The following is a 26,126-nucleotide window of genomic DNA, read 5'->3' as shown; positions in this document are numbered from 1 at the left end:
TTAGGCGGCGACGCGCGACGCGAAGTCGACCAGGTACTGGTCGCTGATGCGCTGCTGCAGCATGAGGTTTTCGAGCGGCGGGACGGGCGTGTAGTCGTAGTCGATGTACAACTTGCCGCTCTTGAGGACGTCGGTGGTGTTCACCTCGGCGTCGAACCAGGCGCTGCCGCCGAGCAGGTAGCCTTGCCGGGTCAGCTCGCGCATCTTGGCGTTGATGCCTTCGATGATGTCGCGCGCCAGGCTGGGGTGCATGGGCTTGTCGATCGCCCACAGATGCGCCTCGGCCATGGTGTCCGCGAGCACCTGGGCGGTGCGGGTGTAGTTCTCGAAGGCGAACAGCGGGTCGTCGGTGCAGGTGCGTGAGCCCCAGAAGCGGAAGCCGTCGCGGTTGATCAGCGTGGTGACGTCGGCGGCGTTCAGCACGCCGGCATCGGTCGCCGGGTCCTGCAGATCCCAGTAGATGTCCTGCGAAAGACCGGTAACGCCGTTCACCGCCACGTTGCTCAGTGTCTTATGCCATCCGGTCTGCTCGTCGATCTTGGCGCGCAGGCCCATGGCACGGGCGACCGCGGAGAGATTGCGGGTGCTGGCCGTGGCGGTGTCGAAGCCAGTGAAGTCCGGCCAGATCACCATCGCCTCGCGGGCACCGTAGGTCTGGCGATACATCGTCGCCTCGTCGACCGTGGTGCAGCCATAGGCGGAGAGGTAGGCGAAGGCGCGCAGTTTCTGGGCGACGCTGATCAGCTCGGCGCCCACGTCTTCGTCGTCGAGCTCCGGCACGCCGAGGATGCGGGGTTTGACGCCATGCCGGGCCTGCGCGGCCAGCAGCGCCTGGATGCCGGTCTTCCGGCCGTTGGGCTCGACGCCGCCGATGATGTTGGCCTTGGTTTCGTCGGCGGTTTCGCCCTCGGCCACGCGCACGATCACCGACAGCGGCTTGGCCTGATCGACGATGGCATCCAGCGAACGGGCGAGGGTACCGCTGTCGCCGGCCTTGCCGAGCGCGGTGTAGGCATCGGTGACCAGCACCGGGGTATTCAGCGGGAACTGCTCTGGGTCGGCATCTTTCGCCGTGGCGACCATCCCGATCACCGCCTTCGACACGGTCCGGATCGGGCGGGTGCCCTCGTTGATCTCGACGACGCGAACGCCGTGGTGGTAATCGGTCGCCATGGGCGAACTCCTGCGCGGGGAATGGTTCAGTGCATGCGTGCGGCCATGCTTGCGCGGTCGTTGCCATAGCTCTAGCGGCGGGCGTTGTAGATCGGGGATCTACAACAGGGAGGGGGCGGGCATTCCTGAGGATGGGACTGGTAGAGTGATGCGAGAGGGGCGTCATAGAACTGGCAACTCAGATATCGGAGGCAGCATGACCGGAATCGAACCAACTTTGGCAGGGGCGTTAAGATGGGCAGCCGCCAGAGGATATGAACACTTCACACAAGTGCGCCTAGAAAGATCCTTGCGTCGGGCGGCAGAGAATGGAGTGTCGGTTCAGGATTTATGCCGTACTGAAGTGCGCTTTGCTCATTTTGTTCGGATGGTGCGAGCCTTAGAAGTTTGCTCTAACAACGAGATGGCAGACTATTTGGTGGACTTAATGGTCGGCGGCGTGGAAAGTCGTTTTTCTGATGATTCACCAGACCAGTTTCAGCTTCTGATGGACTGCTTGGGATCGCTAACCCGCACCGAGATCATCGTTTTAGCTGAAATGCGGAAGCTGAGGCTATTTGATGATGAGCGCAGTGGTGAGGACGAAAGTAAACGAAACGAACTGGAATTGTTCGGTGAAAACAGCTTGGGATTCTCCAGAGACTATCTCGCTTCTCTGCTCAATCGTATGGCTGGCTCGGGGCTCGTCACCAGTCCTGGCGCTACATACGGAGGTGGATACGCACGGAATAGCAATCGATTATCACCTCTTGCTCGGGAGTTGTTTCATTATCTGGATTATTCCCATCGGATAACGAACTGAGCCCACATTCGCGGGCTCTTTTAATTGACGGTTCGATATTGTGAAATCACTTTATCCAGCTCACGACCTCGATAGCATCCCGGTCGCCGTTCCGTTCGGCTTCGCTGACGGCGTCCTTGAGCTGCCAGCTTTTGGCCAGCTGTGCTTTTTTGAACGCTTTGGCGGCGTCGGTGGCGGCGATCATCTGCTCGGGCGTGAGCGTGTAGACGCGGTTCGATTGCGCGCGCAGCGACATCACCGCGCCGGTCTCGCCTGCAGTGCGCAGGTCGCGCGCTTCGATTGCCAGCCCAAGTAGATTCGATTCGTCCTCGGGCCGGGTCTGGATCACATCTTCGGTGCCATCGGGCAGCGTGTAGGGCAGCCCGGTGGCGAGCGCGGCGGCATAGGCCGATTCAATCTCGGCGCGCTTGGCGGCAGCTAGGTCGGCGATCGGTAGCTTCCGCTCAGCAATGTTCTCGCCCGAGGCCAGGATCGCTGCGTGAAGCTGTCGGCCGCTTTCCTCTACGTCGTCTGCCGAGGCGGTGAATGGAATCCAGCCGTAGTCCGGGTGCTCGATCTCGCAGTCGATGGTGCCGTCGGCGTTGCGAACTGGGTTCTGCCAACGCGGCACCGTGGCGGTATTCGTGATGTCGCTCATGTCAGGAGATCCTCAGAAAAAGCGTGTTAGGGGAGCTTCCATAGGGTTGCCCCATGGCCCGCCAGGTCCCTGACGGCCGGTTTCCCTCTCCTCCCGACGCATCCGCATATTCCAGATTACTGGCCGCGGTAGTGGCACCAACAGACAGATCGCGTGATGAGTGCAGAAAAGCATACGTGCCCACCGCGCCGACGCTGGCCCCCTTGGTGGCATTGAGCACGCTTGAAGTAGTGACCTTTACGCTGTTCGGCAGGCGTGCGGCCGGCACCGTCCCGGCGTTGAGATTGGAGGCGTTTCGGTAGTAGCCGCCGTGCTGTCCGTCGAGGGTGTCGGCGTTGCCGGTGATATTGATGTCGTAGGTGCCGGACAATCGCGCTCTAGGCACCGTCCCGGCGTTGAGGTTGCCCGCGTTGCGATAGTAGCCGCCGGGCTGGCCTCCAAGCTGGCTGGAGTTGTTGGCCGAGGCGGCAGCGCCGTCGATATCGATGTTGTAGCTGCCCGAGAGGCGCGCCCTGGGAAGCGTGCCGGCGTTCAGGTTGCCGGCATTTCGGTAGTAGCTGCCGTGCTGGCCATCGAGCGTGTCGGCATCCAGTCCATTCCCGGGGCCCTGGTCGCGCAGTACCACGTTGCCCATGGCGGCCAGAGCCGCCTGGACGGTCTGGGGGTTGCCAAGGTTGGGCAGATCGCCGAGCGAGATACGGTCGGCGGAGTGGGCGTCGGTTTCCCTGCGGTGCTCATCCAACGCGACTTTGTTGCCCGCAGGGGTAACCGCGCGCTGGCTGTCATTACCGGTTCTTGTCTCTGTGGGCGTGGCGAGCTCCACCATGCCTTGGGCCGTGGTCGTCGCGGCGGGATGGCTGCGGGCCTTCGTGTGTTTGTCGAGCTCGTCGTTCACGTAGCCGCGCGTCGCAAGCACGATGCTGGGGTCGACCTTCAGTGTGACCGCCGCGGTATCGGAGACCTGCAGCACGAAGCGAATCGTCTGCGTTCTGCCACTGCCTTCGCTGAGCAGTGGCTTGTAGGTCTCCGGATAGTTGCCATAGGCGATCATGTCGCCGTCGGTATCGAACACGCCGACCTCGCGAATGGTCCATCCACCGACCTCCGGTGGCACGATCTGTTCGATAACGATCCAGGTCGGGTTATCGGGATCGGTCTCGCTGGCGTTGATCGGCGCCCGGCGCTGCTCGTTGATCAGTGATGAGCGGCTGCTGTCAGGATCGGGCAGGTTGCCGCCGCCGTCACCGACCGCCATCTCAACGATCTCGATCGGTACCCCGAGGGCGATGGCGTTGGCGAGCTTGGCGGCGCCGACTCGCGTCGGCACGGTGTAGTACTGGGCCATGGCGATTTCTCTCGCGGTTAGGAAACGGGTCCGGGGTAGACGGTCGCCGCATCGATCAGGTGCATGCCGGCGCCGATATAGCAGGCGCCATGGCTGGCAATGACCGGCGGCAGATAGGGGTAAACGGCGGACTGGTCGCCGTCATAGATCGTGCCGCCCAGATAGAGCGGCCCTCGGGTCTCGCCAAGCAGATCCAGTCCGGTGATATGCCGAGTCAACGGCTTGGCGTCATCGACCAGTCGCGCAAGCTCGGTGTACATGGCATCCGTAATGCCGGTGTCCAGCACGCCGACACGCAGCGCGAACGTGCCCGGCGTGCCTTCGGGGGATTGCTGCCACCACTCTTCCACTGTCAGCAGGTACCCGAGCGGCTCGACAACGCGGCGGAGCGCCGAGATCGTGCCCTTGCGCTGATGGATGTAGAACGCATTGCGCACCACGTCCCGTTTGGTGGCCTCGCTCCAGGTAGGATCCCAGCGGTCGACCGAAAACGCCCAGGCCAGATAGGGCAGCAGCCGCGCCGGGCAGGTGGTCGGGTTCCAGAGCTGACGCAGCGGAATCGGTACGCGCTGGATTTCCGCCAATGCCTCGGCGGCGGCGCGCTCGAGCGCGGTGGCGTTGGGCGGCAGCAACGTGGCGCTACTCATCGCTGCCCCCGATCACGATGCTCGTGCCGGTGCAGTGCGCGGCCTGCGTCTCGTCGAGCACGACATCGGCCGCCGGCGCGGCGAGCTCGACACGCTGGACGCCTTCGACGTGCAGGGCCGCGTAGACGGCCGAGAGGCGGATATCCCGGCCGATGCGGCGTTGGGTGGTGACGTAGGCCTCGAGCGCGGATTGGGCGGCGGCGAGGATGGGCTCCTGTTCCGGTCCCGGGTAGAGATAGAGCGTGGCGTCGACGGTGTAGTCGACGATGCTTGCTGATTGGACCGTCAGCCGGTCACCGACCGGTCGCACGTCCTCGGCGGAGAGCGCGGATGCGACGACATCGAGTAGCGCCTGGTCGGCGGTGCCGTCGCCGGCACGGGCCAGCACGGTGACGACCGCCTCGCAGGGTGCCGGCGAAATCGCCGTCGCGTCGGCGACGCGGCCGTCGGCCGACAGCGCGTGAAATACGTAAGCGCCACGAGGCCCGGCGACCGATAGCCCCTCGAACGCCCGCTGGGCGCGAAGCCTCAGATCGTCGTCGCTCTCATACGTCGGCGCGACCGGCGGCACCGCGTCCGGGTCGCCCGGGTCGATAACCAGCCTTTCGACGTTGTAGTTCGCGGCGACCTGGTCGAGATCGGTTTTCCGGCTGAATGCGAGCATGACCGAGCGCGCCGCCTCGTTGACGCGCTGCCGCCAGGTCAATTCTCGATAGGCGTTCTCTTGGCAGAGCTTGGTCAGCGGCTCGGATTCGAGCTCGAGCGTGGCCGCGATGTCGGCCTGTTCGTCGGCCGGAAACAGGGTGATGAGCGCGGCTTTGCGCTCGGCGAGGATGGTTTCGTAGTCGAGGGATTCGACGACCGCCGGTGCGGGCAGCTGGGAGAGATCGATGGGCGAGCTCATGCGCGGCCACCCACGGGGACGGAGAGCGAGACGTCTTCGCCATCGCTCGTTACGGCGTCGATCTCCAGCGTCGCGCTACCGGGGGCCGTCGTGCCGACACGCCTGTTGATCGAGCGAACGACGATGCGAGGTTCCCAACGGATGATCGCCATGACCGCCGCACTGTAGGTACGCATCAGCGTGGCGTCGTTGAGCGGCTGATCGATCAGGCTGGGCAGCAGTGAGCCATAGTCTCGGCGCATCAGCCGCGAGCCAATTGGCGTGGTGAGAATGTCGGCGACGCTCTGGCGAATATGCTCGAGGCCGGCAATCGACGCGCCAGTGGTACGGTTCATGCCGGGCATCAGGAAACGCCCCCTGTGTTATTGCTGCCACGCTGCACATCGGTATGTGTGTGGCTGCTGCTGATGTCCTTACCGTTACTGGTAACGGCGCCCTTGAAGTGGACCGCGCCAGACATCGTTGCGGTCTTCCCGCTGGGCTGATTGAGATTGCCGTTCAACGTGACGTTGCCGTTGATGACGACGTTGGCGTTGATGGTCGCGCCGCCGGCCGCGGTGGCGGTCAGCGCGGCGGTGGTGGTAACGGTGACATCGGCCTGAGCGTCGATCGAGGCGGATCCGGGCAGGGCGGCGCGCAGATGATGCGCCTCGTGGTCGTACTCGATTACGGCGCCATCGGGGAAGACGCGGTGCCACAACGAGGCCGCGTCACTTGGCGCTGGGTGGGCAGTGCTGAACAGGCCCGTGAGTGCGACCCCCAGAGCAGGATCTCCACCCGGAGACAGCAGTACGACTTGCTCACTGATTGTCGGTGGATCCCATTCGCGGGTCGTGCCTGCCCGCAGTGCCAACCACGGCAGCCAGGTCGTCAGTAGGCCGCCGGATCGGACACGAACGCGTGCGCTGGCGTGGTCCACCTCGGCGATGGTGCCGAGGCGGATCAGGTTGTGAATCAGGCGAAGAAGTTCGGCGACGTTGTTCATGTCGCCATGCTTGCGCGGTGGGTCGTTCAGCTCTAGCGGCGGGCGTTGTAGATCGGGTATCTACAACACGCCCTAGCCCTCCAGATCCGAGCCGAGATGGCGGATGAGCATGTCGTAGACGCGCTCGATATCGTCCGGCGTGGCGCCCAGCAGTTCCCGTTCGGGATAGTCGTAGCGCAGGAAGCCGTTGATGGGGGCGTTCTGGCCTTCCTGGTGGATGCGAGCGATGTGGGCAATGCGGCCTTCGTAGCCGACGGCGACGTGGTCGGCGTTCGCCTTCAGCTTGAGATACCGCGCGGTGCGTAGCTTCTGGAACATGGCCTCGCTGGCTTTGCCCTGATTGCGCTTGGCTCGCGGGTCGATCACCGGAGTCAGGTCCCGCTCGAGTATCCGGATGACACGCCGCTTCTTGAAGGTGCGCAGCTCGCCGGCGTGTTTCTGGTCGAAGCCAAAGTAGGTCTCGGGCGTCGCAAACCAGTTGAGAATCTCGCGCTCTTCCGGGGCATGGCCGGGTTTTTCGTAGATGAAGCGCAAGCGGCGGCGCGCGCGCCGGGTCTGCTTCTGGCCGACGCGGGAGCGGTAGGGCGTGCCATCCGGGTTTTGTTGGCGACGGATACGCTGCTGCTGGCTTTTGCGGAGCGCCACGCCGATCTCGCGGGACAACTTGCGCCGCTGGCCTGGTTCCAGCTTTTCGATCAGCGGACCCGCCCAGCTCTCCAGGCGCTGCAGGTCGTCCTCGGTCATGGCGTTTGCCACTCACTGGCGGGCGTGAAGTCGTCCTGGCCGTCGGTGCGTGTCGATAGCTGCCAGCGCTGGGCCGGGTCGCGATCGATGGGATACTCCGGCAGCCGGTGCTCGCTGCGGATCGTTCCGGCGTCGTTGTCCACGAGGGCAACCACGCGTTCGGTCAGCTCGACGCTGAAAATCAGGTCCTGCTCTTCGTGGGACAGGATCTCGGCGGAGAAGCTGACGGCCTGTTCCGGATCCGCGTCCGGCTGGTAGTGGGCGAGCCATTGCAGCAGGGGCAAGACGATCGGGTCGAGATCGCCCCGATGCCCCATCACGATAATCTCGGCAGTGAAGCGGTATTCATGGGAGAGGTGTTGGCCCCGGCTAAAGCGAATGCTCCCCGAGGGAGTGTAGGTACGCAGTCGATCGGGATCGGCCGCGAGAGGCGGCACGCTATCGAGCAGGTGCTGGCGAAGGTTGGCGAGCTTGCGCATCGAGTACCTCGACGAGTCCGTTGTGGCGTAGGGCGCAGCGGTGGTAGGCGCTGGCCCAGGTGTTCATGGTGAGCACGATGTCTTCGCCCGTGCCGTCAGTCAGCAGCGGGAGCGCCCGCGGGCAGCGCTGCAGCAGGTTCTGCTGGAGTGTGGGCGCGGCCGGCGGCGTCGTTGAGCAAGCGCACAGCGTTATCGCCAAGGCACACGTTGCGGTAAATCGGCTGCTGAATTTCACGGATGATCCCTCTATCGATAACGCGCTCGTTCGCGTCGAGCTCGGCGAGACGTTCCTCAACGATGCCGGCGATATCCGCTTCGCGGGCTGTCGCGGCATCGGCCACCAGCCGGGCGGCGCGTTCTTCGGTCAGTCGTTGGGCGTCTTCGAACCAGCCGCGCGTAAGCCAGCCGGCGGAAAAGGCGAGGGCTGCGACCAGCGCGATAAGTCCCGCGAACACGCGTGCTTTCATTCCAGCCCCGCGAGGCAGAGATCGCGTTCCGTGGCGCGTCGACGCACGAGTCCCTCGAGCTTCTGCCCCTGCGCGTAGATCCAGCGCGATAACTGGTTGCAGGCATCTCTGACGCGGCCGGCGTTGAGCCGCTCCAGGAGCGTGGAACCGCGAAAGGCGCCCTCGCCGACGTTGAAGATGAAGCTGGCCAGCGCCGCGCGCCGGACCGGTGGCATCGTGACGTTGATATCGGGCGCGACGTAGCGGTCGATCGCATCGAAAGCGTTGCCCAGGTCGCCGGCGAGTAGGTCGTCGCACTCTTCTTGAGTTTTTGTCTGATGCAGCTCTACGGTCGGCCCCGTGTGTCCGGTGCAGATGGTGGGGATCCCCACCGGATCGGGGTAGGATTCCAGCTCCGTGCCTTCGTAGTGCTTCACCATGCCGATGGAGATCGACAACGCCAGGCCGATACCGCCACCGATTCCGATGACGCCGTTATCCAGCCAGCGGCGCCATCTCATCGCTTGTTCCCGCGAAGCCGGTCCCACCACCCGCGTATCCGCTCGAGATACTTGGGCAGCAGCAGGCCGATCTGCAGCATGAGATAGGCCAGTGTCAGCACGGTGATCCAGTCGCTGGGCGTCATCCCGCCGGCGTGCAACAGGGAGACGATGGCCGGCGGTGTCGTCTTGATCGCTTCGGTGGTGATATTCAGCTGCTGGGCCATGGCCGTTCCTGCGTGAGCTATCAGAAGGGTGATCAGCACGACTATCGGGTCGGGCTGTTTGCGTGGTTGGCGTAGTCGCGCGGTCATGGCATCAGTCCCAGAGCTGAATGGGGTCGGACCGCTGGGGGCGGGGCGCGACGTCCGGCAGTACGACCGCCGTGCCCTGCGGCAGTACCGGGCCAAACTCGGCGAGCCCTGGGTTCAGTTCGAGCGCCTGCTCGGTCACGCCAGCGGTACGGCCGAAGACGCGCTGGCAGATGGCGTCGACCGTGTCGCCCTGGTGAGCGCGAACGGTGCGAGTCATATCAGCTCGACCGTGGTATGCGGCTCGCCGATGATCTCCGACACCGCCCAGCGGGCATCGCGCCGATAAGCCTCGGCCGCGTCGCTCTTGGCTTCTCCACGTTCGTCACCCTCCCGCGTGGCAGTGAAATCTCGGTAGCTTTCGAGCAGCTGCGCGTGCGCTTCGGCGAAAACCCCCTGACGATAGAGACGCCCGGCGTGCCCATCGATCTGCCAGACTTCCGGCGGCACGGCGTCGGCGGTTCGATGGCCGGCGGCCTGTCGGTCAAGCTGGTAGTCGGAAAGCTGTCGATTGAGGCTGGCGACCGCGATCTCGAGCGCGGCGACGACACGCCCCTGGGTGATGGTCGTGTCGATGCGATGCCGTTCGCGAAACTCGCGCGGCTGGATGTCCGGCCAGAAGCCGTTGTTGGTAATGGCTCCGGCGGTGGGGATGTTGGCGTTGCCGTAGGCGACCAGTGACATGGTGCGCTCCGTAAGTAAGGGGGTGGGTCGGAGATCGACGACGGGGCGCTGGGCCCGATCTCCTCCGACGCCCCCTTGGCGTCGGCGTGCGACTCGGTGGCGGCGTCGGGCTTACTGGCCCGGGGTGCCGGCGTTCTGTCTGGTGATTTCCCGTTCGAGCTTCTGGATGTCCTGCTTCACGCCGACGCGGTCGTTGAGCGTGTAGGCGCGCTTCAACTGCTCGAGCGCGGCGGCCGGGCAGCCGGCGTCGCGCAGGGCATAGCCATAGGCCTTGTGGAACTTGGCCGAGATCTGGTCATGCATGTCGGCGCCGTCGATTAGGCCGCGGGCCTCGGAACAGAGCCCGGCGAGGGTCGTGGCGAGTGCCAGTCGATCCTCGTCCGTGGACCGGTCGAGCTGTCCGAGCGTCTCTTCCGCCAACTGCTCGGCGACCAGGCTCGGCGTATCACGCTCGAAACTGTCGGGCGTGTCGAGATCGTGCTCGACGGCGTAACGGGCGATGGACAGTGCCCCGGGCAGATCGCCGATGTCGAAGCGCCAGATCATGACTCGGGCCAGCACGTCGTCCTGGGCACCGCTGCCGCTCTCGAGCACGCCTTCGATGTAGGCATCGAACTGGGGCAGCAGCTGGCGTTTCAGGGCGATCTTGCCTTCGGTCGATTTGATCGCCTTGAGGGAGCGGCGGGCCTCCCACATCGCGGCCATCATCAGCTCGTACTGTTCACCGTTCTGGGGCTGGCCGGGTACCGCGTCACCGGCCGCCCGGGCGGCGGTGACGCGCTGAAAGTGTCGGCGGGCTGGGCTCGTCATCGTTTCCCCTTACGCTTCGGTGACATCGATGTTCTCGATCAGGCATCCGAGCCCGAAGTCCTCGACGACATAGGCGTCGTTGGAGCTCTCGTAGTTCTCAACGCGTTTGCGCTCCGGCTTGTCGCGGATATAGCGGCGGCGGCTACCGTTCTGCCAGTAGAGCGACAGGTTGCTCAGCGCGGTGACAAAGATGGCGCCGTCCGGCACGTAGGGGGCACGCACTGCCTGGAGACCACCCACGCGCTTCTGGCTGACGATCAGGTCGAGGGCTCGCTGCTCGGTCGGCGGATGGTCCTGATTGATCAGCGGGAAGTACTTATCGGCGAGCATCTTGCGGCCCATGATTGCGACCAGGTCCGTCGATTCCCGGAACCAGGGGTCGATGAGCTCATTGACCGCGTCGATGACCAGCGCATCGAGGTTGACGTAATCGCCGCCTGTTCCGACGACGATCTTGCCCTCGGCCGCGCCTTTCGACATCACGCGCGCCGGCGCATGGGTGCGGTACTGCTGCAGCCAGCCGACATTGACGTCCTGAAGGAGAGGGTTTGTGGCTCGGTCGGTTTCCCGGGCGGCGTTGGTGCCGTTGAAACCCACCATGATCCGGTCCAGCGCCTGTTGCCGCAGGATGGTGTTGCGCACTCGGGTCTGGAAGTCAGGGAACTTGGCCCAGGCATCCAGCTTGTTCCACGGCAGGTATGTATCGAATTCGGTCGAGGCACACTCGTAGCTCTGCGAGTCGAGCGTCGTCAGGTCGCGAGGCGAACGGTCCTTCTGGCTCACATCGGTGCGGCCCGCGATCGGCCCCGAGATACCGAGGCCGAGCTTTTCGCCCTTGAGCTCATCGACCCCAACCACGTTGATCATGCCGAGGAATTCGCTGGATTCCTGAATACGGGTTTCCAGCGTCTGCTGGACGCTGGGCTCGACAGCGAAAGAGTCGGTCGCGGAGTTGACGCCGGACAATTGGGCGATCTGGGCCGTCAGGCGATTGAAAGCGAGGCGTGTATCGTTGCGCATTGGGCGGTCCTTAGCAGTCGGTCAGTTCGGTACCGCCGTTGCCGCCGGTGGCGGTGGAGCGGGGCGGCTGGTCTGGGGTGGTGTCGAGTTGGGTGAAGAGCGCATCGAGTTTTTGGCGCGTCTCCGCGTGCGCGGTCCGCAGTTCGGAGAAGGCATCGGCGCTCGGTCGGTTCGCGAGCTCGGCTTCGAGTGCGGCGTGCTTCTCGACGAAGAGGCCGAGGGTCTGCTCGAGGTCGTTGCGGAATGCCGCGAACTCGAGTTTTCCCTTGGCGGTATGTCGGGTGAACAGCGCCTTCACGTTCTCCAGCAGCGAGGGGCCTTCGTCTTCCGGCTCCGAGAAGTCGAGCTCGGTTTCGGTCGCGGCGGTGAACAGGTTCTCGGGGCGCTGCTTGCGCGCGTTGAGCGGAGAGGCCTCGCCCTGGGTGGCCGAGAACTGCAGCATTTCAGTACCGAGGCTGGCCGGTGAGTCGGTGACGGCCAAGCCGATGAGGTAGGCCTCGCCACTGCCGGCGAAGTCCGGGTCCACCTCGATGCTGGTGTAGACCTTCTGCCGCTCGCCATTGATCTGCTTGAGCCGATCGGTCGGATCGATCTGGACGAAAAGCGCCTGCTTGCCATCCTCGACCTCGCGGGCTTCGGCGGCGGTGACGTCGCCCAGCGCCGCGAACGGACCGTCGTGGAACATGCCGCGCATGTGTTCCATCCAGATCCGGGCGCCGTACTTCGCCGGGTCGAAATTGCTGGCCATCTGCTCGATCCACGTTTTGGAGATCGTGCGGCCATCCGTTGTGGCGCCCTCGGTCGCGACGCGAAACCATTTCGGCATTGGGTGTCCCTCGGTGACTGCCTGCTTGCTGTGTGCCGACAGGTTCCGCGCCCCCTTCGCTCATCTCAATCGAGCGACGTTGTAGATTCGCGATCTACAACGGCTTGCCCGGTAGCCCGAGCGCCCGGGCGGGTACGCTGGCCGCATGACGACGACAGCCCCCGACTCCCTCGATTCTCCGCGCCTGACCGCTCGCCACCTGTACTGGCAGGGCTGGCGTGTCGCGCGTATCGCTGAATTCATCGAGGTGAAGGCGGCCACGGTACATAGCTGGAAGGAACGCGACCGCTGGGAAGAGTCCTCGCCCACGCAGCGGGTCGAAGGCGCGCTCGAAGCGCGGCTGGTTCAACTGATCGTGAAGGACCGTAAGACAGGAGGGGATTACAAGGAGATCGATCTGCTCGGCCGGCAGATCGAGCGCATTGCGCGGGTGCACCGGTACCAGGAGACGGGCAAGGAGGGGGACCTCAATCCGAAGCTCGCCGCGCGCAACGCGGGGCCGAAGCGCAAGCCGAAACGCAACGCGCTATCCGAGGAGCAGTTCGAGGCGCTGGAGGCGGCGTTCTTCGATTCGCTGTTCGACTATCAACTGTCCTGGCATGCCGCCGGCGAAAAGCACCGCATCCGCAACATCCTCAAGAGCCGCCAGATCGGCGCCACGTTCTATTTTGCCCGCGAGGCGATCGTCGATGCCTTCAAGACGGGAAAGAACAAGATCTTCCTCAGCGCCTCGAAGGCGCAGGCTCACATCTTCAAGAACTACATCATCCAATTCGTCAAAGAGACCTGCGACGTCGAGCTGAAAGGCGATCCGATCATCCTCGAGAACGGTGCCGAGCTACATTTCCTCGGAACCAACTCGAAGACCGCCCAGGGCTATCACGGTGACGTGTATCTGGACGAGTACTTCTGGATTCATGGGTTCGAGCAGTTCCGGAAGGTCGCCTCGGCCATGGCCACGCATAAGCAGTGGCGGCAGACCTATTTTTCGACACCGTCGTCGATCGCGCACGAGGCATATTCCTTCTGGACCGGCGAACGGATCAACAAACGGCGGAAGAAGGCCGATCGCGTCGATATCGACGTGAGCCACTCGGCCTTGAAGGACGGCGAGCTTTGCGGCGACCGGCAGTGGAAGCAGATCGTCACGGTGCACGATGCCCAGGCCGGTGGTTGCGATCTGTTCGATATCGAGGACCTGCAGTTCGAGTACAGCGCGGACGAGTTCGCCAACCTTTTCGAGTGCGAGTTCGTTGATGATAGCCAGAGCGCTTTTCCGCTGGGCGTGTTGCAGGGCTGCATGGTCGACGCCTGGGAAGCCTGGGACGACTACCGGCCATTCGCGCCTCGGCCGGTGGGCGAGCGGGGCGTGTGGATCGGCTACGACCCGACCGGTATCAACGAGGATGGCGATGGGGCGGGGCTGGTGGTGATCCTGCCGGCACGCTCCGCCGGCGAAAAGCACCGGATTCTCGAGCGTCATCGACTCAAAGGGCAGGACTACGAAGAGCAAGCGGCTTTCATCCGCCAGTTCGCCGACAAGTACGACATCGACCACATCGGCATCGACACGACCGGCATTGGCGCGGCCGTGGCCGAGCACGTGGCCAAGTGGTTTCCGCTGGTCACCCGGTATCACTACACCGTCGAGCTCAAGACCCAGATGGTGCTGCAGGCGCAGCAGATCATCCGGCGTGATCGACTCGAGTTCGACGCCGGCTGGGTGGATCTCGCCCAGTCGTTCATGGCGATCAAGAAGGAGCTCACGGCCAGCGGTCGTCAGTTCACCTACACCTCGGGGCGCAACGCCAAGACCGGCCACGCGGATCTCGCGTGGGCGACCATGCACGCCCTGCACTTCGAACCGATCGACGGCCCGGCCGGCGATACCGGCGAATCCATGATGGAGATCTACGAATGAGCGAGCCAGCCGCCGCCAAGCCGCGCGTGCGCGTTCCCGCGATTCTTTCCAACGCATCCGAATCCACCCGCGAGACCGGGTCCCCAGGGGCGGGACGCGCCGAGGCGTTCAGCTTTGGCGATCCGGAGCCGGTGACCAGCCTGTGCGACGTGTTCTACGAGGGCGTCTACCTATCGCCGAACGAGTGGTATGAGCCGCCGATCCCGTTTCACATCCTGGCCAAGAGCTACCGGGCGACCGCGCACCACGGATCCGCGTTGCAGGTGAAGCGCAATATCCTGCTGCGCACGTTTCAGCCACATCCACTGCTGAGCCGGCAGACGTTCAGCGCGCTCGCGCTCGACCATCTGGTTTTCGGCAACTGCTACCTCGAGGAGATCCGGGGGCGGCTAGGGCGGTTGCTCGAGCTGCAGCGTCGGCCGGCCAAGTACATGCGCCGCGGCGCGCAGACGCATCGCTATTTCTGGGTGCCGGACTGGATCAACCGCACCGAGCTGCCGGCGGGGCGAACCATCCACCTGATGGAGCCCGACATCGACCAGGAGGTCTACGGGTTGCCGGACTATATCGGCTCCATGCAGTCGGCCTGGCTCAACGAGAGCGCGACGCTGTTTCGCCGCCGGTACTACCTTAATGGCAGTCACGCGGGCTTCATCATGTACGTGAACGACGAGGCCCACGACAAGAAGGATATCGACTCGATGCGCCAGGCTCTGCGGGAGAGCAAGGGACCGGGCAACTTCCGCAACCTGTTCCTCTACGCGCCCAAGGGCAAGAAGGATGGGGTGCAGATCATCCCGGTATCGGAGGTCGCCGCGAAGGACGAGTTCTGGAACATCAAGAACATCACGCGTGACGACCAGCTTGCCGGCCATCGAATCCCGCCGCAGCTGATGGGCATCATTCCGCAAAACACCGGTGGCTTCGGGGACGTGGAGAAAGCGGCGCGTGTATTCGTCGCCAACGAACTCGAGCCGCTTCAGCAGACCATGCTCGAGATCAACGATCGCATCGGCGAAGAGGTGGTGCGATTCCAGCCGTATTCACTGGAGGCACCGGCACAAGCCTGAAGGTAGGGCGCCCGGCGGCCACCGGGCGCATCGCCTGAATCTTCCTGATTCCTGTCACTCCCTCGGACCTCACAGCGACAGCCAAATCTTAACGAAAAGCTGTATAAATAGACAGGTATCAGGATGGCCCAGAAACCGATTCTCCCGTGGATGGGTGGCAAGCGTCGCCTCGCGAAACAGATCTTGCCGCTGTTCCAGCCCCACCACACCTACGTCGAGCCATTCTGTGGCGGCGCCGCGCTCTACTTCATGAAGGAGCCGAGTGCGGTCGAAGTCATCAACGATGCGCACGGCGAGCTGGTCAATCTCTACCGGATCGTCAAACACCACCTCGAGGAGCTCGTGCGCCAGTTTCGTTGGGCGTTGGTCAGCCGCGAGGAGTATCTCACCCAGCGCGAGGTCGATCCCGCTCACCTGACGGACATCCAGCGCGCCGCGCGATTCTTCTATCTGCAGAAGCTGGCATTCGGGGGCAAGGTGTCAGGGCAGTCGTTCGGGGCGAAGGTCAGCGCACCGCCTGGTTTCAATCTCATGCGAATTGAGGAAGAGCTAAGCGATGCCCATCTTCGTTTGGCCCGTACTTGGATCGAGCACCTGGACTGGTATGAGTGCCTGCGGCGTTACGACCGATATCAGACGCTGTTCTATCTGGATCCGCCGTACTGGGGCACCGCCGGTTATGGTCGTGACTTCGCGCTCGAGGAGTACGACCGCATGGCGGAGTTCGCGCGATGCTCGAAAGGTCAGGTGGTCATCAGCGTGAACGACATCCCGGAGATGCACGCCGCCTTCGATGGACTCAACATCCGCAAGACACAGCTGCGATACAGCGTTGGCCGGCAGACTACCGAGGCACGTGGCGAACTGATCATCACCAATCGCTGATCGATCGATCCACGACAGCGCGGCCGCCCAGGAGGGCGGCCGCTTTCGTTGGGCTGGCGGCCCCTAGCCCCGATCGCCGCCCGAGCCGCGCGATCAGCACCCCGCCCCGCCCGCGCGCTAAATGGGTCAGAAATTACGCACCCTTGCAGTAGCGTGGAAGCCGCGCCAGTACTGGGCATTCTGATGGTTATGAGGGGGCGATTTTTTATGCAGATTTATGCAAAAACTGGCGGTGTTGTGACAGCGGTTTCATGCATGTAGGGAAGAATAGGCGAGAAGGTCTGGTGATGGGAGAGTACGTTGTAGCGAGAGGTGCCAGATGTGGCCAAGCGTGGGCGTTATCGTGAGCCGCTAGCCTGGAAAAAAGAGGTTCTGTGGTCACAATTTTGTCACTGGGAGGTCACGAAGACCGTAGTTATAGGCTCTCGATCCAATCCATCATCGGGGCGACGGAGAAGGTACGGTCAAGCGGAGCGGGCGCGGAGCGTTCGAGAGTCATGGGGCAGAGCGTCGGTAGGGTGGTCGGTCGCGAGGGAAAGGCGCGGAGTGTCGCATATTTCGTGACGGTCTGCATGACCGGTGCTGAGGCAGGATGGTGTCGAACCTGGCGGGAATGACAACAAAAAAGCGATGGCGCTGGGCCATCGCTTGCGCTCTGAGGTAATCAGCCCAAATGGCCTTGCGAAATCGGACAGACCTGCTGCCGGATCCGCTCCGTCGGGCTGGTCCTGAAGAAGTCTGGCAGTTTTAGCAACGCCGACTTCACAGCGTCGTCGGTCCGTTCGCTGCGCAACTGTTCGATTTCGGCTCTGGCTTCATCCAGCTGGTCCAACACGCTTCGCAGCAGCGCATTGGAAGCGGCCAGCTGTGTACTGAGCTGATCAATCTTTCTTGCCGCTGCGACGTTTTGCACTGCGCGAACTTCCAAGTCGAAAACATCATCAGCGTGTGTCTGTCGATGCATGCCTGTCTCCTTGGGCTAGGCCCTGTGGGAATCGGGTTGAACAGTAGGCAACGCGGCAAAGATAATTCTTGGTTTGCAGAATGTATCTACACGTATAGAAAGTTGACATTTAAAGGGGGGAGTGGCCCTGGACGCGAGTTGCCTGGAGGTATCCGCGGGCCGGCCCCGCGCCTGGCGATAGGTGAAAGTGTCAGATGAGATTCGGAAATTGATCGTCAGCCATTCGGTCGCCTGCGCGCCCGAGGTGGCTGTCCACTATTTTGGGATAGCGCATTGCGACGGCTTGGCTTGGTCCGGGGTTCGATGGTCTAGTGGGTCTTTCGACGAGTGTGGGAGCGGGGCATGAAGACGATCGGCGTGTTGGGGGGTATGAGCTGGGAATCCACCGAGAGCTACTACCGCCTGTTGAACGAGGGGGTGCGCGAGCGTCTGGGAGGGCACCACTCCGCCAGGATTGTCATGATCAGCGTCGACTTCGCCGAGATCGAGGCGCTACAGCGCGCCGGTGACTGGGTGGCAGCCGGACGGCAGCTGGCGGAGGCCGCGCGCCGTGTCGAGGCGGCCGGGGCGGATTGCCTGTTGTTGGCGACCAACACGATGCATCGGGTCGCGCCAGCGATCTCGGCGGCCATCGATATTCCGCTTCTGCATATTGCTGACGGTACCGGCGAGCGATTGATGGCCGCGGGGATCGAGCGGGTAGGCCTCCTGGGGACGCGCTTCACCATGGAGCAGGATTTCTACCGCGGCCGACTGGCGGAGCGCTACGGTGTCACGTGCCTGGTCCCCGACGCGCCGAAACGTGATCAGGTGCATCGAATCATTTTCGAGGAGCTGGTGCAGGGGGTGATCAGCGACGTTTCCCGCCAGAACTATCGAAGCATTGTCGCAAGTCTGGAGGCAGACGGGGCGCAGGCGATCATTCTAGGGTGCACGGAGATTTCGCTATTGCTGCGGCCAAAGGATTGCGATCTACCGCTTTACGATACGACGGCGCTCCACGTGGCGATGGGGCTCGAGTATGCCCTGCGGTCGGTGTGAGTCAGACTTGGCGCGTCGCGCCGGCCACGCGCTGTGATCACGGTCGATGAGCAATTGTGGGGCGGTTCAAGTTGCCGGACACCATGCCGATAACTTATCCGGTTCTCACGGAGCAACGCTGCCGGGGCCGTTGGCATCGACGCGCCACGGCGGCAGGATTCGAGTCGCTTCCCTGCGACCGCTTCGACTCGGCAGCGCCCAATCGTCACCGCGATCGCACGCTGCCGAGTCGTTTTTTCTTGGCGTGACAAGACATAGAGCCGGTAGCCAGCGCTCGCAGAGATTGGTGATGATAAAGGCGCCGGGAGCGAATCGATAAAAACAGGAACGAGTCGATAAAACCAGGAACTGGTCGATAAAAGAAGCGCAGAGTTCACGTGGCCGGCGGTGGGGCAAGGTCGACGAGAGCATGGTGCCCGGAGCCGGGCTCGAACCGGCACGGTGTCACCACCGAGGGATTTTAAGTCCCTTGCGTCTACCAATTTCGCCATCCGGGCTGCGAATCAAAGAATTCGGGAGAGTGCGCTGAATGCGCTTCCGACGGGAGCTGTCGGAGTTGGAGGCTGGAGTCGGAATCGAACCGGCGTACACGGAGTTGCAGTCCGCTGCATAACCACTCTGCCATCCAGCCTTATTGAGTCATGGAGCGGGAAAGGAGATTCGAACTCCCGACCCTCGCCTTGGCAAGGCGATGCTCTACCACTGAGCTATTCCCGCTCAACTCGCCGACGCATTATAAGGATAAGTCCGTAAGTGTCAAACGCTTATGGCAATTTTCTGGAGAGGTTTATGTCACGGCGGCAGACCGGCCGGTCGTGCACCCGCTCACAGTGATCGGGTCAGCTCCGGCCACGCCGCCTTGAGGTACTGGATCATCGACCAGAGCGTGAGTGCTGCCGCTGCGTAGAGCAGCACCACGCCGAGCGAGGCGATCGGCGTAGCGGGCGGGAAGCCGAGCAAGAGCAGCAGCGCCACCATCTGCAGTGTTGTCTTGGACTTGCCAATCCAGGAGACGGCAACGCGTTTGCGTTCGCCGATCTCTGCCATCCACTCGCGCAGCGCGGAGATGACGATCTCGCGACCGATGATGACCAGTGCCGGCAGGGTGAGCCAGAACACTTCGTAGCGCTCGATCAGCAGAGCCAAGGCCACGGCCACCATGACCTTGTCCGCAACCGGATCCAGAAAGGCACCGAAGGGCGTGCTCTGGTTCCAGCGACGTGCCAGGTAGCCGTCCAACCAATCGGTCACGGCGGCGAGGCCGAACAGGACCGCGGTCACCGGCAGGCTCCAGTGATAGGGCAGATAGAACAGGATCACCAGCAGCGGAATGAACACGAGTCTTGCCAGAGTGAGCATGTTGGGAATGTTCATCGTACCGCTAGCGTCCTTGCTGGTAAGAGAGATTGAGGCATTCTACTCGCGACCGAGATCCCTCGCGACCGGCATCGTTATCCATGCAGGGTTATCCATGTAGGGCCTGATGAATCGTCGTCGCCATCTGTTCGTTGATACCGGGGACGCGCGCCAGATCGTCTCGGGTTGCCTTGCGCACCCCCTGGAGGCCGCCGAAGAAGCGTAGCAGCTCGCGTCGCCGTTTGGGACCGACGCCGGGGATATCCTGAAGCGAGGAGGTCCGGCGCTGCTTGTCGCGCCGCTGGCGATGACCGGTGATCGCGAAGCGGTGCGCTTCGTCGCGGATATGCTGGAGCAGATGCAGGGCGGGAGAGCTGGTGTCGAGGTCGAGCTCCCGGTCCACCGTCTCGATGAACAGGGTTTCGAGACCTGCCTTGCGGGTCACCCCCTTGGCCACTCCAATCAGGGCCACGCCGGTGACCTCCAGCTCGGCGATGACCTCGCGCGCCATGTTGAGCTGCCCCTTGCCGCCATCGACGATCAGAATGTCAGGCAGCTTGCCTTCGCCTCTCTGCAGTCGCTTGAAGCGTCGAGTGAGCGCCTGGCGCATGGCGGCGTAGTCATCTCCGGCCGCGACGCCCTCGATGTTGAAACGACGATAGTCGGACTTGACCGGGCCGTCCTGGTCGAACACGACGCAGGAAGCGACGGTCGCCTCGCCCTGGCTGTGGCTGATGTCGAAGCACTCCAGGCGCGCTGGGGGCTGAGGCATGTCGAGAGCCGCTCTCAGTGACTCGAACCGTCGGCTCAACTGGCTGCGGTTGGCCAACTGGGTCGCGAGATGCTGTTCGGCGTTGGTGACCGCCAGACCACGCCATTGGGCGCGATGGCCGCGAACCTGTGAGGCGATGCGTACCTTGCGCCCGGCGCGTTCGCCAAGCGCCGATTGCAGCAGGTCGATGTCCGTCAGCGGGTGCGAAACGATGACTTCTTGCGGAATCTCGTTGGATTGGCCCAGGTAGAACTGGCTTACGAACTCGCCAAGCAACTCGCCGATGCCGAGATCCAGGCCGTTCTCCGGCTGGTGGTGGCGAGCGCCAAGCATCCGACCTTGGCGAATCGTCAGCACGCTGATGCAGAGTCCGCCGGGCTGCTCGGCCAGGGCGAAAATGTCGGCGTCGCCGTCGGCGTTGTCGACGAACTGCTTTTCCTGCATGCGCCGAAGCTGCTGAATCTGGTCCCTAAGGCGCGCGGCCTCCTCGAAATCGAGCGTCTGGGCGGCCTGCTCCATGGCGAGGGTCAGCTGTTTCGTGACCTGCTCGCTGCGACCGTCAAGGCACATCACCGCGTGGTCGATATCGCGCTGATACTCCGCCTGGCTGATATAACCGACGCAAGGCGCGCTGCAGCGCTTGATCTGATACTGCAGGCAGGGGCGGTCACGGTGCGCGAAAACGCTGTCTTCGCAGTTGCGGATGCGGAAGATCTTCTGCATCAGCGCGAGGCTTTCGCGAACGGCGGTAGCGCTCGGGTAAGGGCCTAGGTAGCGGCCATCCTGGCGCTTCTGGCGCGCGCGCTTGAACTCCAGCGCCGGGTAGGCGTGACGATCGGTGACGAAGACGTAGGGATACGACTTGTCGTCGCGCAGCAGCACGTTGTAGGGCGGGCGCAGCTCCTTGATCAGCGTCTGCTCGAGCAGCAGCGCCTCGGTCTCGCTCCGGGTGATGGTCACCTGAATGTCGCGGATGCGGGCAACCAGTGCCTGGGTCTTGGTATTCAAGGCGCCGCGAAAATAGCTCGAGAGTCGTGCCTTGAGTCTCTTGGCTTTACCCACGTAAAGCACGTTGGCGGATTCGTCCAGCATGCGATAGACGCCGGGCGACTCCGAGACGGACTTCAGGAAATGGCGGGCATCAAAACGCGCGGCGGTGTCAGTAGGGGCTTCGCTCATGCCCGCAGTATATCAAAAACTACCCGCGTGGCCGGAAAGTCGGGCTCACCTGATGCGCGTCTCCGCGCGGGCGAGCGCGTCCGTTCGAAGCCCCGATGCTACTCGAAGCCCTCGATTCTACTCGAAGCCTTCGATCATGCCGTGACGCAGGCCGAGATGGGTCAGCTCTACATCGGATTGCACCTGCAGCTTGTCGAAGATGCGGTAACGATAAGTGTTGACCGTCTTCGGGCTCAGGCAGAGTTTTTCCGAGATCTGGCTGACCTTGTTGCAGTTCATGATCATGGTCGCAATCTGCAGCTCTCGGTGCGACAGCTGTTCGAACGGGTTGCGGTGGCCTTCGCTGCGAGCCAGCACGACCCGCTGGGCGACATCAGCGCTGATGAAACGTTCGCCGGCGGCAACGCGACGCACGGCCTGAATCATCAGGTCGAGCTCGGTCCCCTTGCTGACGAAGCCGGTTACACCCGCGTCGATCAAACGTTGAGCGGTGCTTTCTTCGACCTGCCCGGTGAGGACGATGACCTTGATCTCCGGCTGGTTTCTCAGCAGCTTGAGAATCGCTTCCAGGCCGCCGATACCCGGCATGCGGATATCCATCAGGGCGATATCCGGTTCGTGTTCTCGGCAGGCGTCCAGTGCGCCTTCACCACTATCGACTTCGGCAACAATGTCGATATCGGCCTCTTCGCTCAGCACGCGAGCGATGCTAGTACGCACCAGGTGGTGGTCGTCGGCAATCAATACCCTTGTCAAAAAATCATCCCCCGCTAACTGCCTGACTCGAGCCCGCCAATGCCATTAATAGGCGTGATTCACTGCGTGCTCGACGCGCTATCGAACGATCCCTGCAGTTGGTGAGCGTCTTTCAGTGAGATTCTTTATCTTTCAAAAATGAAACATTAAGAAACAACGCTTCTTGTCGGTCACAGTCTGACATGTTCCTGAACCGATTGCTCCACCTCCATCAGGGGAATTTGCCGCCCGGAAATGTGGCGACGGCCATTGGCCACTCGAGGTCGTTGGCCTTGGGCGACATTGTTGTGGATGAAAAAATCGCGCTTGACGGCTGCCTGGGCTATCGATAAAGTATGCCGCGTTGTCGAGAGACGACGCCCGCGTGGGGCCTTAGCTCAGCTGGGAGAGCGCGACACTGGCAGTGTCGAGGTCAGCGGTTCGATCCCGCTAGGCTCCACCAAAAATTGATCTGAATGAGCCGCTTGCCGTATTCATGGCAAGCGGCTTTTTCATATCTGCCATATGCAGTGTCAGTCCCTTCCTCTTCCTGTTTATCTCGGTATGTCGTCTTTGTCCTGATGCTTCGGCTGTCGCCGTTGTCGGCATGCGTCCCCTGCAAAGGGCTTCGTTCGGCACATTTACGTCTACGCGTACGACAGTGGTGGCGCTTCTACATGCTGGCGGCACTTCTACGTTGGTGTATCGACGTCATGGTTGGTGTATCGATGTCATGGGCATATCGACGTCATCGGTCGTGTCTAGGCTGCGCATCGTCCGACGCTGTACAGGACACGCCTTATCCCTTTTGATGACAAAAATAAGCCTCTATGGCTTTTCATATTCCTGTTGGTGGTTGGTAATCTTTTCCTTGCACAGCGTTACTGTCAGGGAAAGGACTGCTAACGGGAGTCCGTACGCAATGATGAGGGAAAACGGAACCGGCCCAGGGCCGGTGATCGCGCATCCGTCAGCGGTGGACCGCGGCGGTGCGGGCGGTCTGCTGGGAGGCGAGGAGATAATGGCTCACGAGGCGTTGCGCCTCGGGCATGTCATGCTTTATCGCGCGACGGATCTTGCTTTTATCAGTCAGGATGTTTCCTTCCATGTCAGCGATGTGGCCAAGTCGCTGTGTCGTCGGCTGGTCGCGAACACCTTTCTCGAGGAGCGCGAGCGTTTCGAGTCGCGCTCGACCTGGTTCGGCCACTGCTTCCGGCGCGAGGAGGTCGGAATGGACCTGGAGGCGCTGGAGGCCAGCTACGTCTGCTTTCTGGCGCCGATGTTGCCGCACAGTGCGAGTATCGATGGTGCCTCCGCTACTGCGGCGAGCGCTGTTTCGTGCAGCCCTGGTTCGTTATTCGGCACGGTGAAATGCACCGAACAGGCTAGTGTCCGGCAGATGACTGCCTGGATCGGAAGTGTCGCTATTGGTGCTTTCATCTGTTTCCTGCCGATTGTGCCAAATGAAGGGTGATTTTTTCGCATTCGTTGCGCCCCGGTTCTGTCATGATTCAGTCACCGGTCGTCATCGGGTGCGATCCGGGCGCCTTGACCGGCGTCAACATTCGGGGCGAGGGCTTATGCGAGAACTCATTTTCGACGTCGCCATTCGTCCGACGTCCGATGTGCCCCGCCTTTGGGAGGCCTTGGTGCCGGCGCTGCCGGGGCTATCGGTTGTGGCCGAGAGCGATCTGCTGGCTTTCGATCGACTGCAGGCGCTGATGATGACGCATTTGTCGGACCGTCTGATGGCAGGGCTCGGCGTACCGGCCCAGGCGCGTATCGGTCAGTACCTTGGCGATTACGGCCTGGTCTTCTGGCAGTTCCTGCGCGTCAAGCTGGGGCCGGGTTGCGGCAGTAGCCGGGAGGTCGAACCCGTCTTTCCGGATATCGATGAATTGATGCGCAATCTCGTCGAGGAGACAGGGCGCGAGTGACGGGCCCGGTGGTGGCGCGGCTGCGTTGACACGTCAGTGAGCGTCGAGGCACTATACGGGCCATGAATATGAGCCCAACGCACAGATTGACCCAGTGGTGGTGGCGCCTTTGACTCAAGGGCGGCACGCCAATGTCTGTCGGAAATGCCGCCCCATGGGGCGGCATTTTTCGTTTGTCCGTTGCGCTCCGTGAGGTTGGCATAGGTGAAATGATCGAACTGGGGAGCCTCTCTCCCGGGTAAGAAATCACGGCCATGACTCGATCTGTCACGAATATCAGGAGTTTATCGCTATGTCAGTCCTCATGATCGATAACTACGACAGCTTTACCTTCAATATCGTCCAGTATCTGGGCGAGTTGGGGGCGGAGGTGATCACGGTGCGCAACGACGAGGTCGAACTGGCGGATCTCGAACGCTACGCGCCTACGCATCTGGTGGTCTCGCCGGGGCCTTGTACGCCCAACGAGGCGGGGATTTCGATGGCGGCGATTCGACATTTTGCCGGCAAGCTGCCGATTCTGGGCGTCTGTCTCGGGCATCAGGCGATCGGTCAGGTCTATGGCGGCGATGTCGTGCGTGCACCGCAGGTCATGCACGGCAAGACCTCGGCAATCCGTCACCGTGGGGAGGGGGTCTTCGAAGGACTGGAGGACCCGCTCGAGGTGACGCGCTACCATTCTCTGGTCGTTAGCGCGGAGACGTTACCCGACTGTCTCGAGGTGACTGCCTGGGTCGACGACGGTGACCCGACCCCGGGGCTGATCATGGGGCTCAAGCACAAGACACTGGATATCGAAGGGGTGCAGTTTCATCCCGAATCGATTCTCTCGCGCCAGGGGCATGAACTGCTGGCCAATTTTCTGAAACGGCGCGCCTGAACGGCTGGGAGAGCGATATGCAAATGCGGGATGCCATCGGCGCCTTGATGCGTCATGAGAACCTCGGCTTCGAGGAGACCCATGCCGTCATGCGGACCATCATGACCGGAGAGGCCACCGACGCCCAGATTGCCGGCTTCCTGATCGGGCTATCCATGAAAGGGGAGACCGCTGACGAGATCACGGCGGCGGCCAAGGTCATGCGTGAGTTGATGCAGCCGGTCTCGATAAGCTGCGACAACGTGGTCGATATCGTCGGCACCGGCGGTGACGGCGCCAACCTGTTCAACGTATCGACCGCGTCCAGCTTCGTCGTGGCCGCCGCCGGCGGTCATGTGGCCAAGCACGGCAACCGCGGCGTCTCCTCCTCGCAGGGAAGCGCTGATCTCTTCGATGTGGCCGGGATCTATCTCGATCTGGATGCCGCGACCATTGCGCGCTGCATCGAGCAGGTCGGGGTCGGTTTCATGTTTGCGCCGCGCCATCATCAGGCGATGCGCCATGCTATCGGCCCGCGTCGCGAGATGGGCGTTCGCACCATCTTCAACATTCTCGGTCCGCTGACCAATCCGGCAAGCGCGCCCAATCAGCTGCTCGGTGTCTATGCGCCGCACCTGGTGCCGCTGGTCGCCGAATCGCTGCGTCAGCTCGGCAGTGAGCACGTGCTGGTCGTCAACGCAGAGGATGGGCTGGACGAGATTTCGCTGGCAGCGCCGAGCCGGGTCGCCGAGCTGCGCGACGGCGAGATCCGGGAGTATACCGTCACGCCCGAATCGCTGGGTATCGAGCGGCAGTCGTTGGCACCACTCAAGGTGGTCACGGCGGAAGACAGCTTGAAGCTGGTCAAGGAGTCGCTGGTGGGCAAGGGGCCGGCAGGTGATATCGTCGCGCTCAACGCCGGTGCGGCGCTTTATGTCGCTGGCATAGCCGATTCGCTCAAGGAGGGGGTGCTGATGGCGCAGGATGCTCAGGCTTCCAAACTGCCGCTGGAGAAACTCAAGGAGCTGGCGGATTTCACTCGCGTCTTTCAGCAGTGATCCCGATGCCCACGTCGTTACGCATTTCGTCTTTTG

At 62.7% G+C, this 26,126-nt stretch carries 30 protein-coding genes and 4 tRNA genes; 10 read left to right on the top strand and 24 right to left on the bottom strand.

The window, feature by feature from the left end; translation table 11 throughout:
- Complete coding sequence (locus MC381_RS15015; protein ID WP_251978569.1) at positions 1-1,173, bottom strand: phage tail sheath protein; 1,173 nt, start codon at positions 1,171-1,173, stop codon at positions 1-3.
- Positions 1,174-1,369: 196 nt separating this feature from the next.
- On the opposite strand from MC381_RS15015, the gene MC381_RS15010 reads away from it, so the two are divergent.
- The gene (locus MC381_RS15010) at positions 1,370-1,975 is read left to right on the top strand and encodes an IolE/MocC family protein (RefSeq protein ID WP_251978568.1); all 606 of its coding nucleotides are present in this window, start codon (positions 1,370-1,372) and stop codon (positions 1,973-1,975) included.
- Between the two features lie 46 nt (positions 1,976-2,021).
- Here the strand turns inward: MC381_RS15010 and MC381_RS15005 are convergent, their stop codons facing one another.
- The 16 genes from MC381_RS15005 to MC381_RS14930 all read right to left on the bottom strand — a co-directional run bounded on the left by MC381_RS15005 (position 2,022) and on the right by MC381_RS14930 (position 12,313).
- Positions 2,022-2,612 (bottom strand): DUF4376 domain-containing protein, encoded by a 591-nt coding sequence (locus MC381_RS15005; protein ID WP_251978567.1) that lies wholly within the window; start codon positions 2,610-2,612, stop codon positions 2,022-2,024.
- Position 2,613: 1 nt separating this feature from the next.
- The gene (locus MC381_RS15000) at positions 2,614-3,957 is read right to left on the bottom strand and encodes a phage tail protein (protein WP_251978566.1); all 1,344 of its coding nucleotides are present in this window, start codon (positions 3,955-3,957) and stop codon (positions 2,614-2,616) included.
- A 17-nt stretch (positions 3,958-3,974) separates the two neighbouring features.
- On the bottom strand, positions 3,975-4,604 hold the full coding sequence (locus tag MC381_RS14995; RefSeq protein WP_251978565.1) for a phage tail protein I: 630 nt from the start codon (positions 4,602-4,604) through the stop codon (positions 3,975-3,977).
- Positions 4,597-5,508: a baseplate assembly protein gene (locus MC381_RS14990; protein ID WP_251978564.1), complete on the bottom strand. Its 912-nt coding sequence runs from the start codon at positions 5,506-5,508 to the stop codon at positions 4,597-4,599. Before MC381_RS14990 ends, MC381_RS14995 begins: the two co-directional genes overlap by 8 nt.
- On the bottom strand, positions 5,505-5,843 hold the full coding sequence (locus tag MC381_RS14985) for a GPW/gp25 family protein (protein ID WP_251978563.1): 339 nt from the start codon (positions 5,841-5,843) through the stop codon (positions 5,505-5,507). The genes MC381_RS14990 and MC381_RS14985 overlap by 4 nt, the downstream gene beginning before the upstream one ends.
- A gap of 8 nt (positions 5,844-5,851) precedes the next feature.
- Complete coding sequence (locus MC381_RS14980) at positions 5,852-6,493, bottom strand: phage baseplate assembly protein V (RefSeq protein WP_251978562.1); 642 nt, start codon at positions 6,491-6,493, stop codon at positions 5,852-5,854.
- A gap of 72 nt (positions 6,494-6,565) precedes the next feature.
- Complete coding sequence (locus MC381_RS14975) at positions 6,566-7,237, bottom strand: phage virion morphogenesis protein (RefSeq protein ID WP_251978561.1); 672 nt, start codon at positions 7,235-7,237, stop codon at positions 6,566-6,568.
- On the bottom strand, positions 7,234-7,716 hold the full coding sequence (locus MC381_RS14970; protein ID WP_251978560.1) for a phage tail protein: 483 nt from the start codon (positions 7,714-7,716) through the stop codon (positions 7,234-7,236). Before MC381_RS14970 ends, MC381_RS14975 begins: the two co-directional genes overlap by 4 nt.
- A gap of 95 nt (positions 7,717-7,811) precedes the next feature.
- Positions 7,812-8,183, bottom strand: a complete 372-nt coding sequence (locus MC381_RS14965; RefSeq protein WP_251978559.1) for a hypothetical protein — start codon at positions 8,181-8,183, stop codon at positions 7,812-7,814.
- Positions 8,180-8,683, bottom strand: a complete 504-nt coding sequence (locus tag MC381_RS14960) for a lysozyme (RefSeq protein WP_251978558.1) — start codon at positions 8,681-8,683, stop codon at positions 8,180-8,182. Before MC381_RS14960 ends, MC381_RS14965 begins: the two co-directional genes overlap by 4 nt.
- Positions 8,680-8,889: a hypothetical protein gene (locus tag MC381_RS14955; RefSeq protein WP_251978557.1), complete on the bottom strand. Its 210-nt coding sequence runs from the start codon at positions 8,887-8,889 to the stop codon at positions 8,680-8,682. The genes MC381_RS14960 and MC381_RS14955 overlap by 4 nt, the downstream gene beginning before the upstream one ends.
- 91 nt (positions 8,890-8,980) lie before the next feature.
- Positions 8,981-9,193 carry a tail protein X gene (locus MC381_RS14950; protein ID WP_251978556.1) on the bottom strand — a complete coding sequence of 71 codons (213 nt, stop codon included), beginning with the start codon at positions 9,191-9,193 and terminating at the stop codon, positions 8,981-8,983.
- Entirely contained in the window at positions 9,190-9,657 is a 468-nt protein-coding gene (locus MC381_RS14945) for a head completion/stabilization protein (RefSeq protein ID WP_251978555.1), read from the bottom strand. Before MC381_RS14945 ends, MC381_RS14950 begins: the two co-directional genes overlap by 4 nt.
- A 111-nt stretch (positions 9,658-9,768) precedes the next feature.
- On the bottom strand, positions 9,769-10,467 hold the full coding sequence (gpM, locus tag MC381_RS14940) for a phage terminase small subunit (protein ID WP_251978554.1): 699 nt from the start codon (positions 10,465-10,467) through the stop codon (positions 9,769-9,771).
- A 9-nt stretch (positions 10,468-10,476) separates the two neighbouring features.
- A complete protein-coding gene (locus MC381_RS14935; RefSeq protein WP_251978553.1) occupies positions 10,477-11,487 on the bottom strand; it encodes a phage major capsid protein, P2 family in 1,011 nt (336 codons plus the stop codon).
- Positions 11,488-11,497: 10 nt separating this feature from the next.
- Positions 11,498-12,313, bottom strand: coding sequence for a GPO family capsid scaffolding protein (locus MC381_RS14930; protein WP_251978552.1), 816 nt, complete (start codon positions 12,311-12,313; stop codon positions 11,498-11,500).
- A gap of 145 nt (positions 12,314-12,458) precedes the next feature.
- Between MC381_RS14930 and MC381_RS14925 the strand changes: the two genes are divergently transcribed.
- The 3 genes from MC381_RS14925 (at position 12,459) to MC381_RS14915 (ending at position 16,189) form a co-directional block, all read left to right on the top strand.
- Positions 12,459-14,234 (top strand): terminase large subunit domain-containing protein, encoded by a 1,776-nt coding sequence (locus MC381_RS14925; protein WP_251978551.1) that lies wholly within the window; start codon positions 12,459-12,461, stop codon positions 14,232-14,234.
- The gene (locus tag MC381_RS14920; RefSeq protein WP_251978550.1) at positions 14,231-15,304 is read left to right on the top strand and encodes a phage portal protein; all 1,074 of its coding nucleotides are present in this window, start codon (positions 14,231-14,233) and stop codon (positions 15,302-15,304) included. The genes MC381_RS14925 and MC381_RS14920 overlap by 4 nt, the downstream gene beginning before the upstream one ends.
- A 123-nt stretch (positions 15,305-15,427) precedes the next feature.
- Positions 15,428-16,189 (top strand): DNA adenine methylase, encoded by a 762-nt coding sequence (locus MC381_RS14915; RefSeq protein WP_251978549.1) that lies wholly within the window; start codon positions 15,428-15,430, stop codon positions 16,187-16,189.
- A 664-nt stretch (positions 16,190-16,853) separates the two neighbouring features.
- Here MC381_RS14915 and MC381_RS14910 read toward each other — a convergent pair.
- Positions 16,854-17,153 carry a hypothetical protein gene (locus MC381_RS14910; protein ID WP_251978548.1) on the bottom strand — a complete coding sequence of 100 codons (300 nt, stop codon included), beginning with the start codon at positions 17,151-17,153 and terminating at the stop codon, positions 16,854-16,856.
- 342 nt (positions 17,154-17,495) lie between these two features.
- On the opposite strand from MC381_RS14910, the gene MC381_RS14905 reads away from it, so the two are divergent.
- Positions 17,496-18,194, top strand: a complete 699-nt coding sequence (locus MC381_RS14905) for an aspartate/glutamate racemase family protein (protein ID WP_251978547.1) — start codon at positions 17,496-17,498, stop codon at positions 18,192-18,194.
- Between the two features lie 410 nt (positions 18,195-18,604).
- Here the strand turns inward: MC381_RS14905 and MC381_RS14900 are convergent.
- The 6 genes from MC381_RS14900 to MC381_RS14875 all read right to left on the bottom strand — a co-directional run bounded on the left by MC381_RS14900 (position 18,605) and on the right by MC381_RS14875 (position 22,257).
- A tRNA-Leu gene (locus MC381_RS14900) sits at positions 18,605-18,691 on the bottom strand.
- A gap of 60 nt (positions 18,692-18,751) precedes the next feature.
- Positions 18,752-18,825: transfer RNA gene (locus MC381_RS14895), tRNA-Cys, on the bottom strand.
- Between the two features lie 11 nt (positions 18,826-18,836).
- A tRNA-Gly gene (locus tag MC381_RS14890) sits at positions 18,837-18,911 on the bottom strand.
- A gap of 108 nt (positions 18,912-19,019) precedes the next feature.
- Positions 19,020-19,568 carry a CDP-diacylglycerol--glycerol-3-phosphate 3-phosphatidyltransferase gene (gene pgsA / locus MC381_RS14885; protein ID WP_251978546.1) on the bottom strand — a complete coding sequence of 183 codons (549 nt, stop codon included), beginning with the start codon at positions 19,566-19,568 and terminating at the stop codon, positions 19,020-19,022.
- Between the two features lie 91 nt (positions 19,569-19,659).
- Entirely contained in the window at positions 19,660-21,501 is a 1,842-nt protein-coding gene (gene uvrC, locus MC381_RS14880; protein ID WP_251978545.1) for an excinuclease ABC subunit UvrC, read from the bottom strand.
- 117 nt (positions 21,502-21,618) lie between these two features.
- On the bottom strand, positions 21,619-22,257 hold the full coding sequence (locus MC381_RS14875; protein ID WP_251978544.1) for a response regulator: 639 nt from the start codon (positions 22,255-22,257) through the stop codon (positions 21,619-21,621).
- A gap of 366 nt (positions 22,258-22,623) precedes the next feature.
- Here MC381_RS14875 and MC381_RS14870 point away from each other — a divergent pair.
- The 5 genes from MC381_RS14870 to trpD all read left to right on the top strand — a co-directional run bounded on the left by MC381_RS14870 (position 22,624) and on the right by trpD (position 26,090).
- Positions 22,624-22,699 (top strand) — tRNA-Ala (locus MC381_RS14870).
- A gap of 459 nt (positions 22,700-23,158) precedes the next feature.
- Positions 23,159-23,710, top strand: a complete 552-nt coding sequence (locus MC381_RS14865; RefSeq protein WP_251978543.1) for a hypothetical protein — start codon at positions 23,159-23,161, stop codon at positions 23,708-23,710.
- A gap of 106 nt (positions 23,711-23,816) precedes the next feature.
- Complete coding sequence (locus tag MC381_RS14860; RefSeq protein WP_251978542.1) at positions 23,817-24,173, top strand: hypothetical protein; 357 nt, start codon at positions 23,817-23,819, stop codon at positions 24,171-24,173.
- Between the two features lie 292 nt (positions 24,174-24,465).
- The gene (locus MC381_RS14855) at positions 24,466-25,053 is read left to right on the top strand and encodes an anthranilate synthase component II (protein WP_251978541.1); all 588 of its coding nucleotides are present in this window, start codon (positions 24,466-24,468) and stop codon (positions 25,051-25,053) included.
- Between the two features lie 17 nt (positions 25,054-25,070).
- Positions 25,071-26,090 (top strand): anthranilate phosphoribosyltransferase, encoded by a 1,020-nt coding sequence (trpD, locus tag MC381_RS14850; RefSeq protein WP_251978540.1) that lies wholly within the window; start codon positions 25,071-25,073, stop codon positions 26,088-26,090.
- Positions 26,091-26,126 lie beyond the last annotated feature (36 nt).

The organism is Salinicola avicenniae (genome assembly GCF_023736115.1).
GTDB classification, from domain to species: Bacteria; Pseudomonadota; Gammaproteobacteria; order Pseudomonadales; family Halomonadaceae; genus Salinicola; species Salinicola avicenniae.
The sequence above is the reverse complement of the archived record's forward strand: the minus strand, read 5'-3'. Positions and strand labels throughout refer to the sequence as shown.

Bases quoted from the DNA above. Each gene is read 5' to 3' on its own strand.
- MC381_RS14930 (WP_251978552.1), bottom strand. From the start codon at position 12,313: ATGCCGAAATGGTTTCGCGTCGCGACCGAGGGCGCCACAACGGATGGC.
- MC381_RS14965 (WP_251978559.1), bottom strand. From the start codon at position 8,183: ATGAAAGCACGCGTGTTCGCGGGACTTATCGCGCTGGTCGCAGCCCTC.
- MC381_RS14955 (WP_251978557.1), bottom strand. From the start codon at position 8,889: ATGGCCCAGCAGCTGAATATCACCACCGAAGCGATCAAGACGACACCG.
- pgsA (WP_251978546.1), bottom strand. From the start codon at position 19,568: ATGAACATTCCCAACATGCTCACTCTGGCAAGACTCGTGTTCATTCCG.
- MC381_RS15005 (WP_251978567.1), bottom strand. From the start codon at position 2,612: ATGAGCGACATCACGAATACCGCCACGGTGCCGCGTTGGCAGAACCCA.
- MC381_RS14915 (WP_251978549.1), top strand. From the start codon at position 15,428: ATGGCCCAGAAACCGATTCTCCCGTGGATGGGTGGCAAGCGTCGCCTC.
- trpD (WP_251978540.1), top strand. From the start codon at position 25,071: ATGCAAATGCGGGATGCCATCGGCGCCTTGATGCGTCATGAGAACCTC.
- MC381_RS14980 (WP_251978562.1), bottom strand. From the start codon at position 6,493: ATGAACAACGTCGCCGAACTTCTTCGCCTGATTCACAACCTGATCCGC.
- MC381_RS15015 (WP_251978569.1), bottom strand. From the start codon at position 1,173: ATGGCGACCGATTACCACCACGGCGTTCGCGTCGTCGAGATCAACGAG.
- MC381_RS14960 (WP_251978558.1), bottom strand. From the start codon at position 8,683: ATGAGATGGCGCCGCTGGCTGGATAACGGCGTCATCGGAATCGGTGGC.
- MC381_RS14975 (WP_251978561.1), bottom strand. From the start codon at position 7,237: ATGACCGAGGACGACCTGCAGCGCCTGGAGAGCTGGGCGGGTCCGCTG.
- MC381_RS15010 (WP_251978568.1), top strand. From the start codon at position 1,370: ATGACCGGAATCGAACCAACTTTGGCAGGGGCGTTAAGATGGGCAGCC.
- MC381_RS14985 (WP_251978563.1), bottom strand. From the start codon at position 5,843: ATGAACCGTACCACTGGCGCGTCGATTGCCGGCCTCGAGCATATTCGC.
- MC381_RS14945 (WP_251978555.1), bottom strand. From the start codon at position 9,657: ATGTCACTGGTCGCCTACGGCAACGCCAACATCCCCACCGCCGGAGCC.
- MC381_RS14950 (WP_251978556.1), bottom strand. From the start codon at position 9,193: ATGACTCGCACCGTTCGCGCTCACCAGGGCGACACGGTCGACGCCATC.
- MC381_RS14910 (WP_251978548.1), bottom strand. From the start codon at position 17,153: ATGCATCGACAGACACACGCTGATGATGTTTTCGACTTGGAAGTTCGC.
- MC381_RS14990 (WP_251978564.1), bottom strand. From the start codon at position 5,508: ATGAGCTCGCCCATCGATCTCTCCCAGCTGCCCGCACCGGCGGTCGTC.
- uvrC (WP_251978545.1), bottom strand. From the start codon at position 21,501: ATGAGCGAAGCCCCTACTGACACCGCCGCGCGTTTTGATGCCCGCCAT.
- MC381_RS14935 (WP_251978553.1), bottom strand. From the start codon at position 11,487: ATGCGCAACGATACACGCCTCGCTTTCAATCGCCTGACGGCCCAGATC.
- MC381_RS14925 (WP_251978551.1), top strand. From the start codon at position 12,459: ATGACGACGACAGCCCCCGACTCCCTCGATTCTCCGCGCCTGACCGCT.
- MC381_RS14865 (WP_251978543.1), top strand. From the start codon at position 23,159: ATGATGAGGGAAAACGGAACCGGCCCAGGGCCGGTGATCGCGCATCCG.
- MC381_RS14860 (WP_251978542.1), top strand. From the start codon at position 23,817: ATGCGAGAACTCATTTTCGACGTCGCCATTCGTCCGACGTCCGATGTG.
- gpM (WP_251978554.1), bottom strand. From the start codon at position 10,467: ATGACGAGCCCAGCCCGCCGACACTTTCAGCGCGTCACCGCCGCCCGG.
- MC381_RS14995 (WP_251978565.1), bottom strand. From the start codon at position 4,604: ATGAGTAGCGCCACGTTGCTGCCGCCCAACGCCACCGCGCTCGAGCGC.
- MC381_RS14905 (WP_251978547.1), top strand. From the start codon at position 17,496: ATGAAGACGATCGGCGTGTTGGGGGGTATGAGCTGGGAATCCACCGAG.
- MC381_RS14920 (WP_251978550.1), top strand. From the start codon at position 14,231: ATGAGCGAGCCAGCCGCCGCCAAGCCGCGCGTGCGCGTTCCCGCGATT.
- MC381_RS15000 (WP_251978566.1), bottom strand. From the start codon at position 3,957: ATGGCCCAGTACTACACCGTGCCGACGCGAGTCGGCGCCGCCAAGCTC.
- MC381_RS14855 (WP_251978541.1), top strand. From the start codon at position 24,466: ATGTCAGTCCTCATGATCGATAACTACGACAGCTTTACCTTCAATATC.
- MC381_RS14970 (WP_251978560.1), bottom strand. From the start codon at position 7,716: ATGCGCAAGCTCGCCAACCTTCGCCAGCACCTGCTCGATAGCGTGCCG.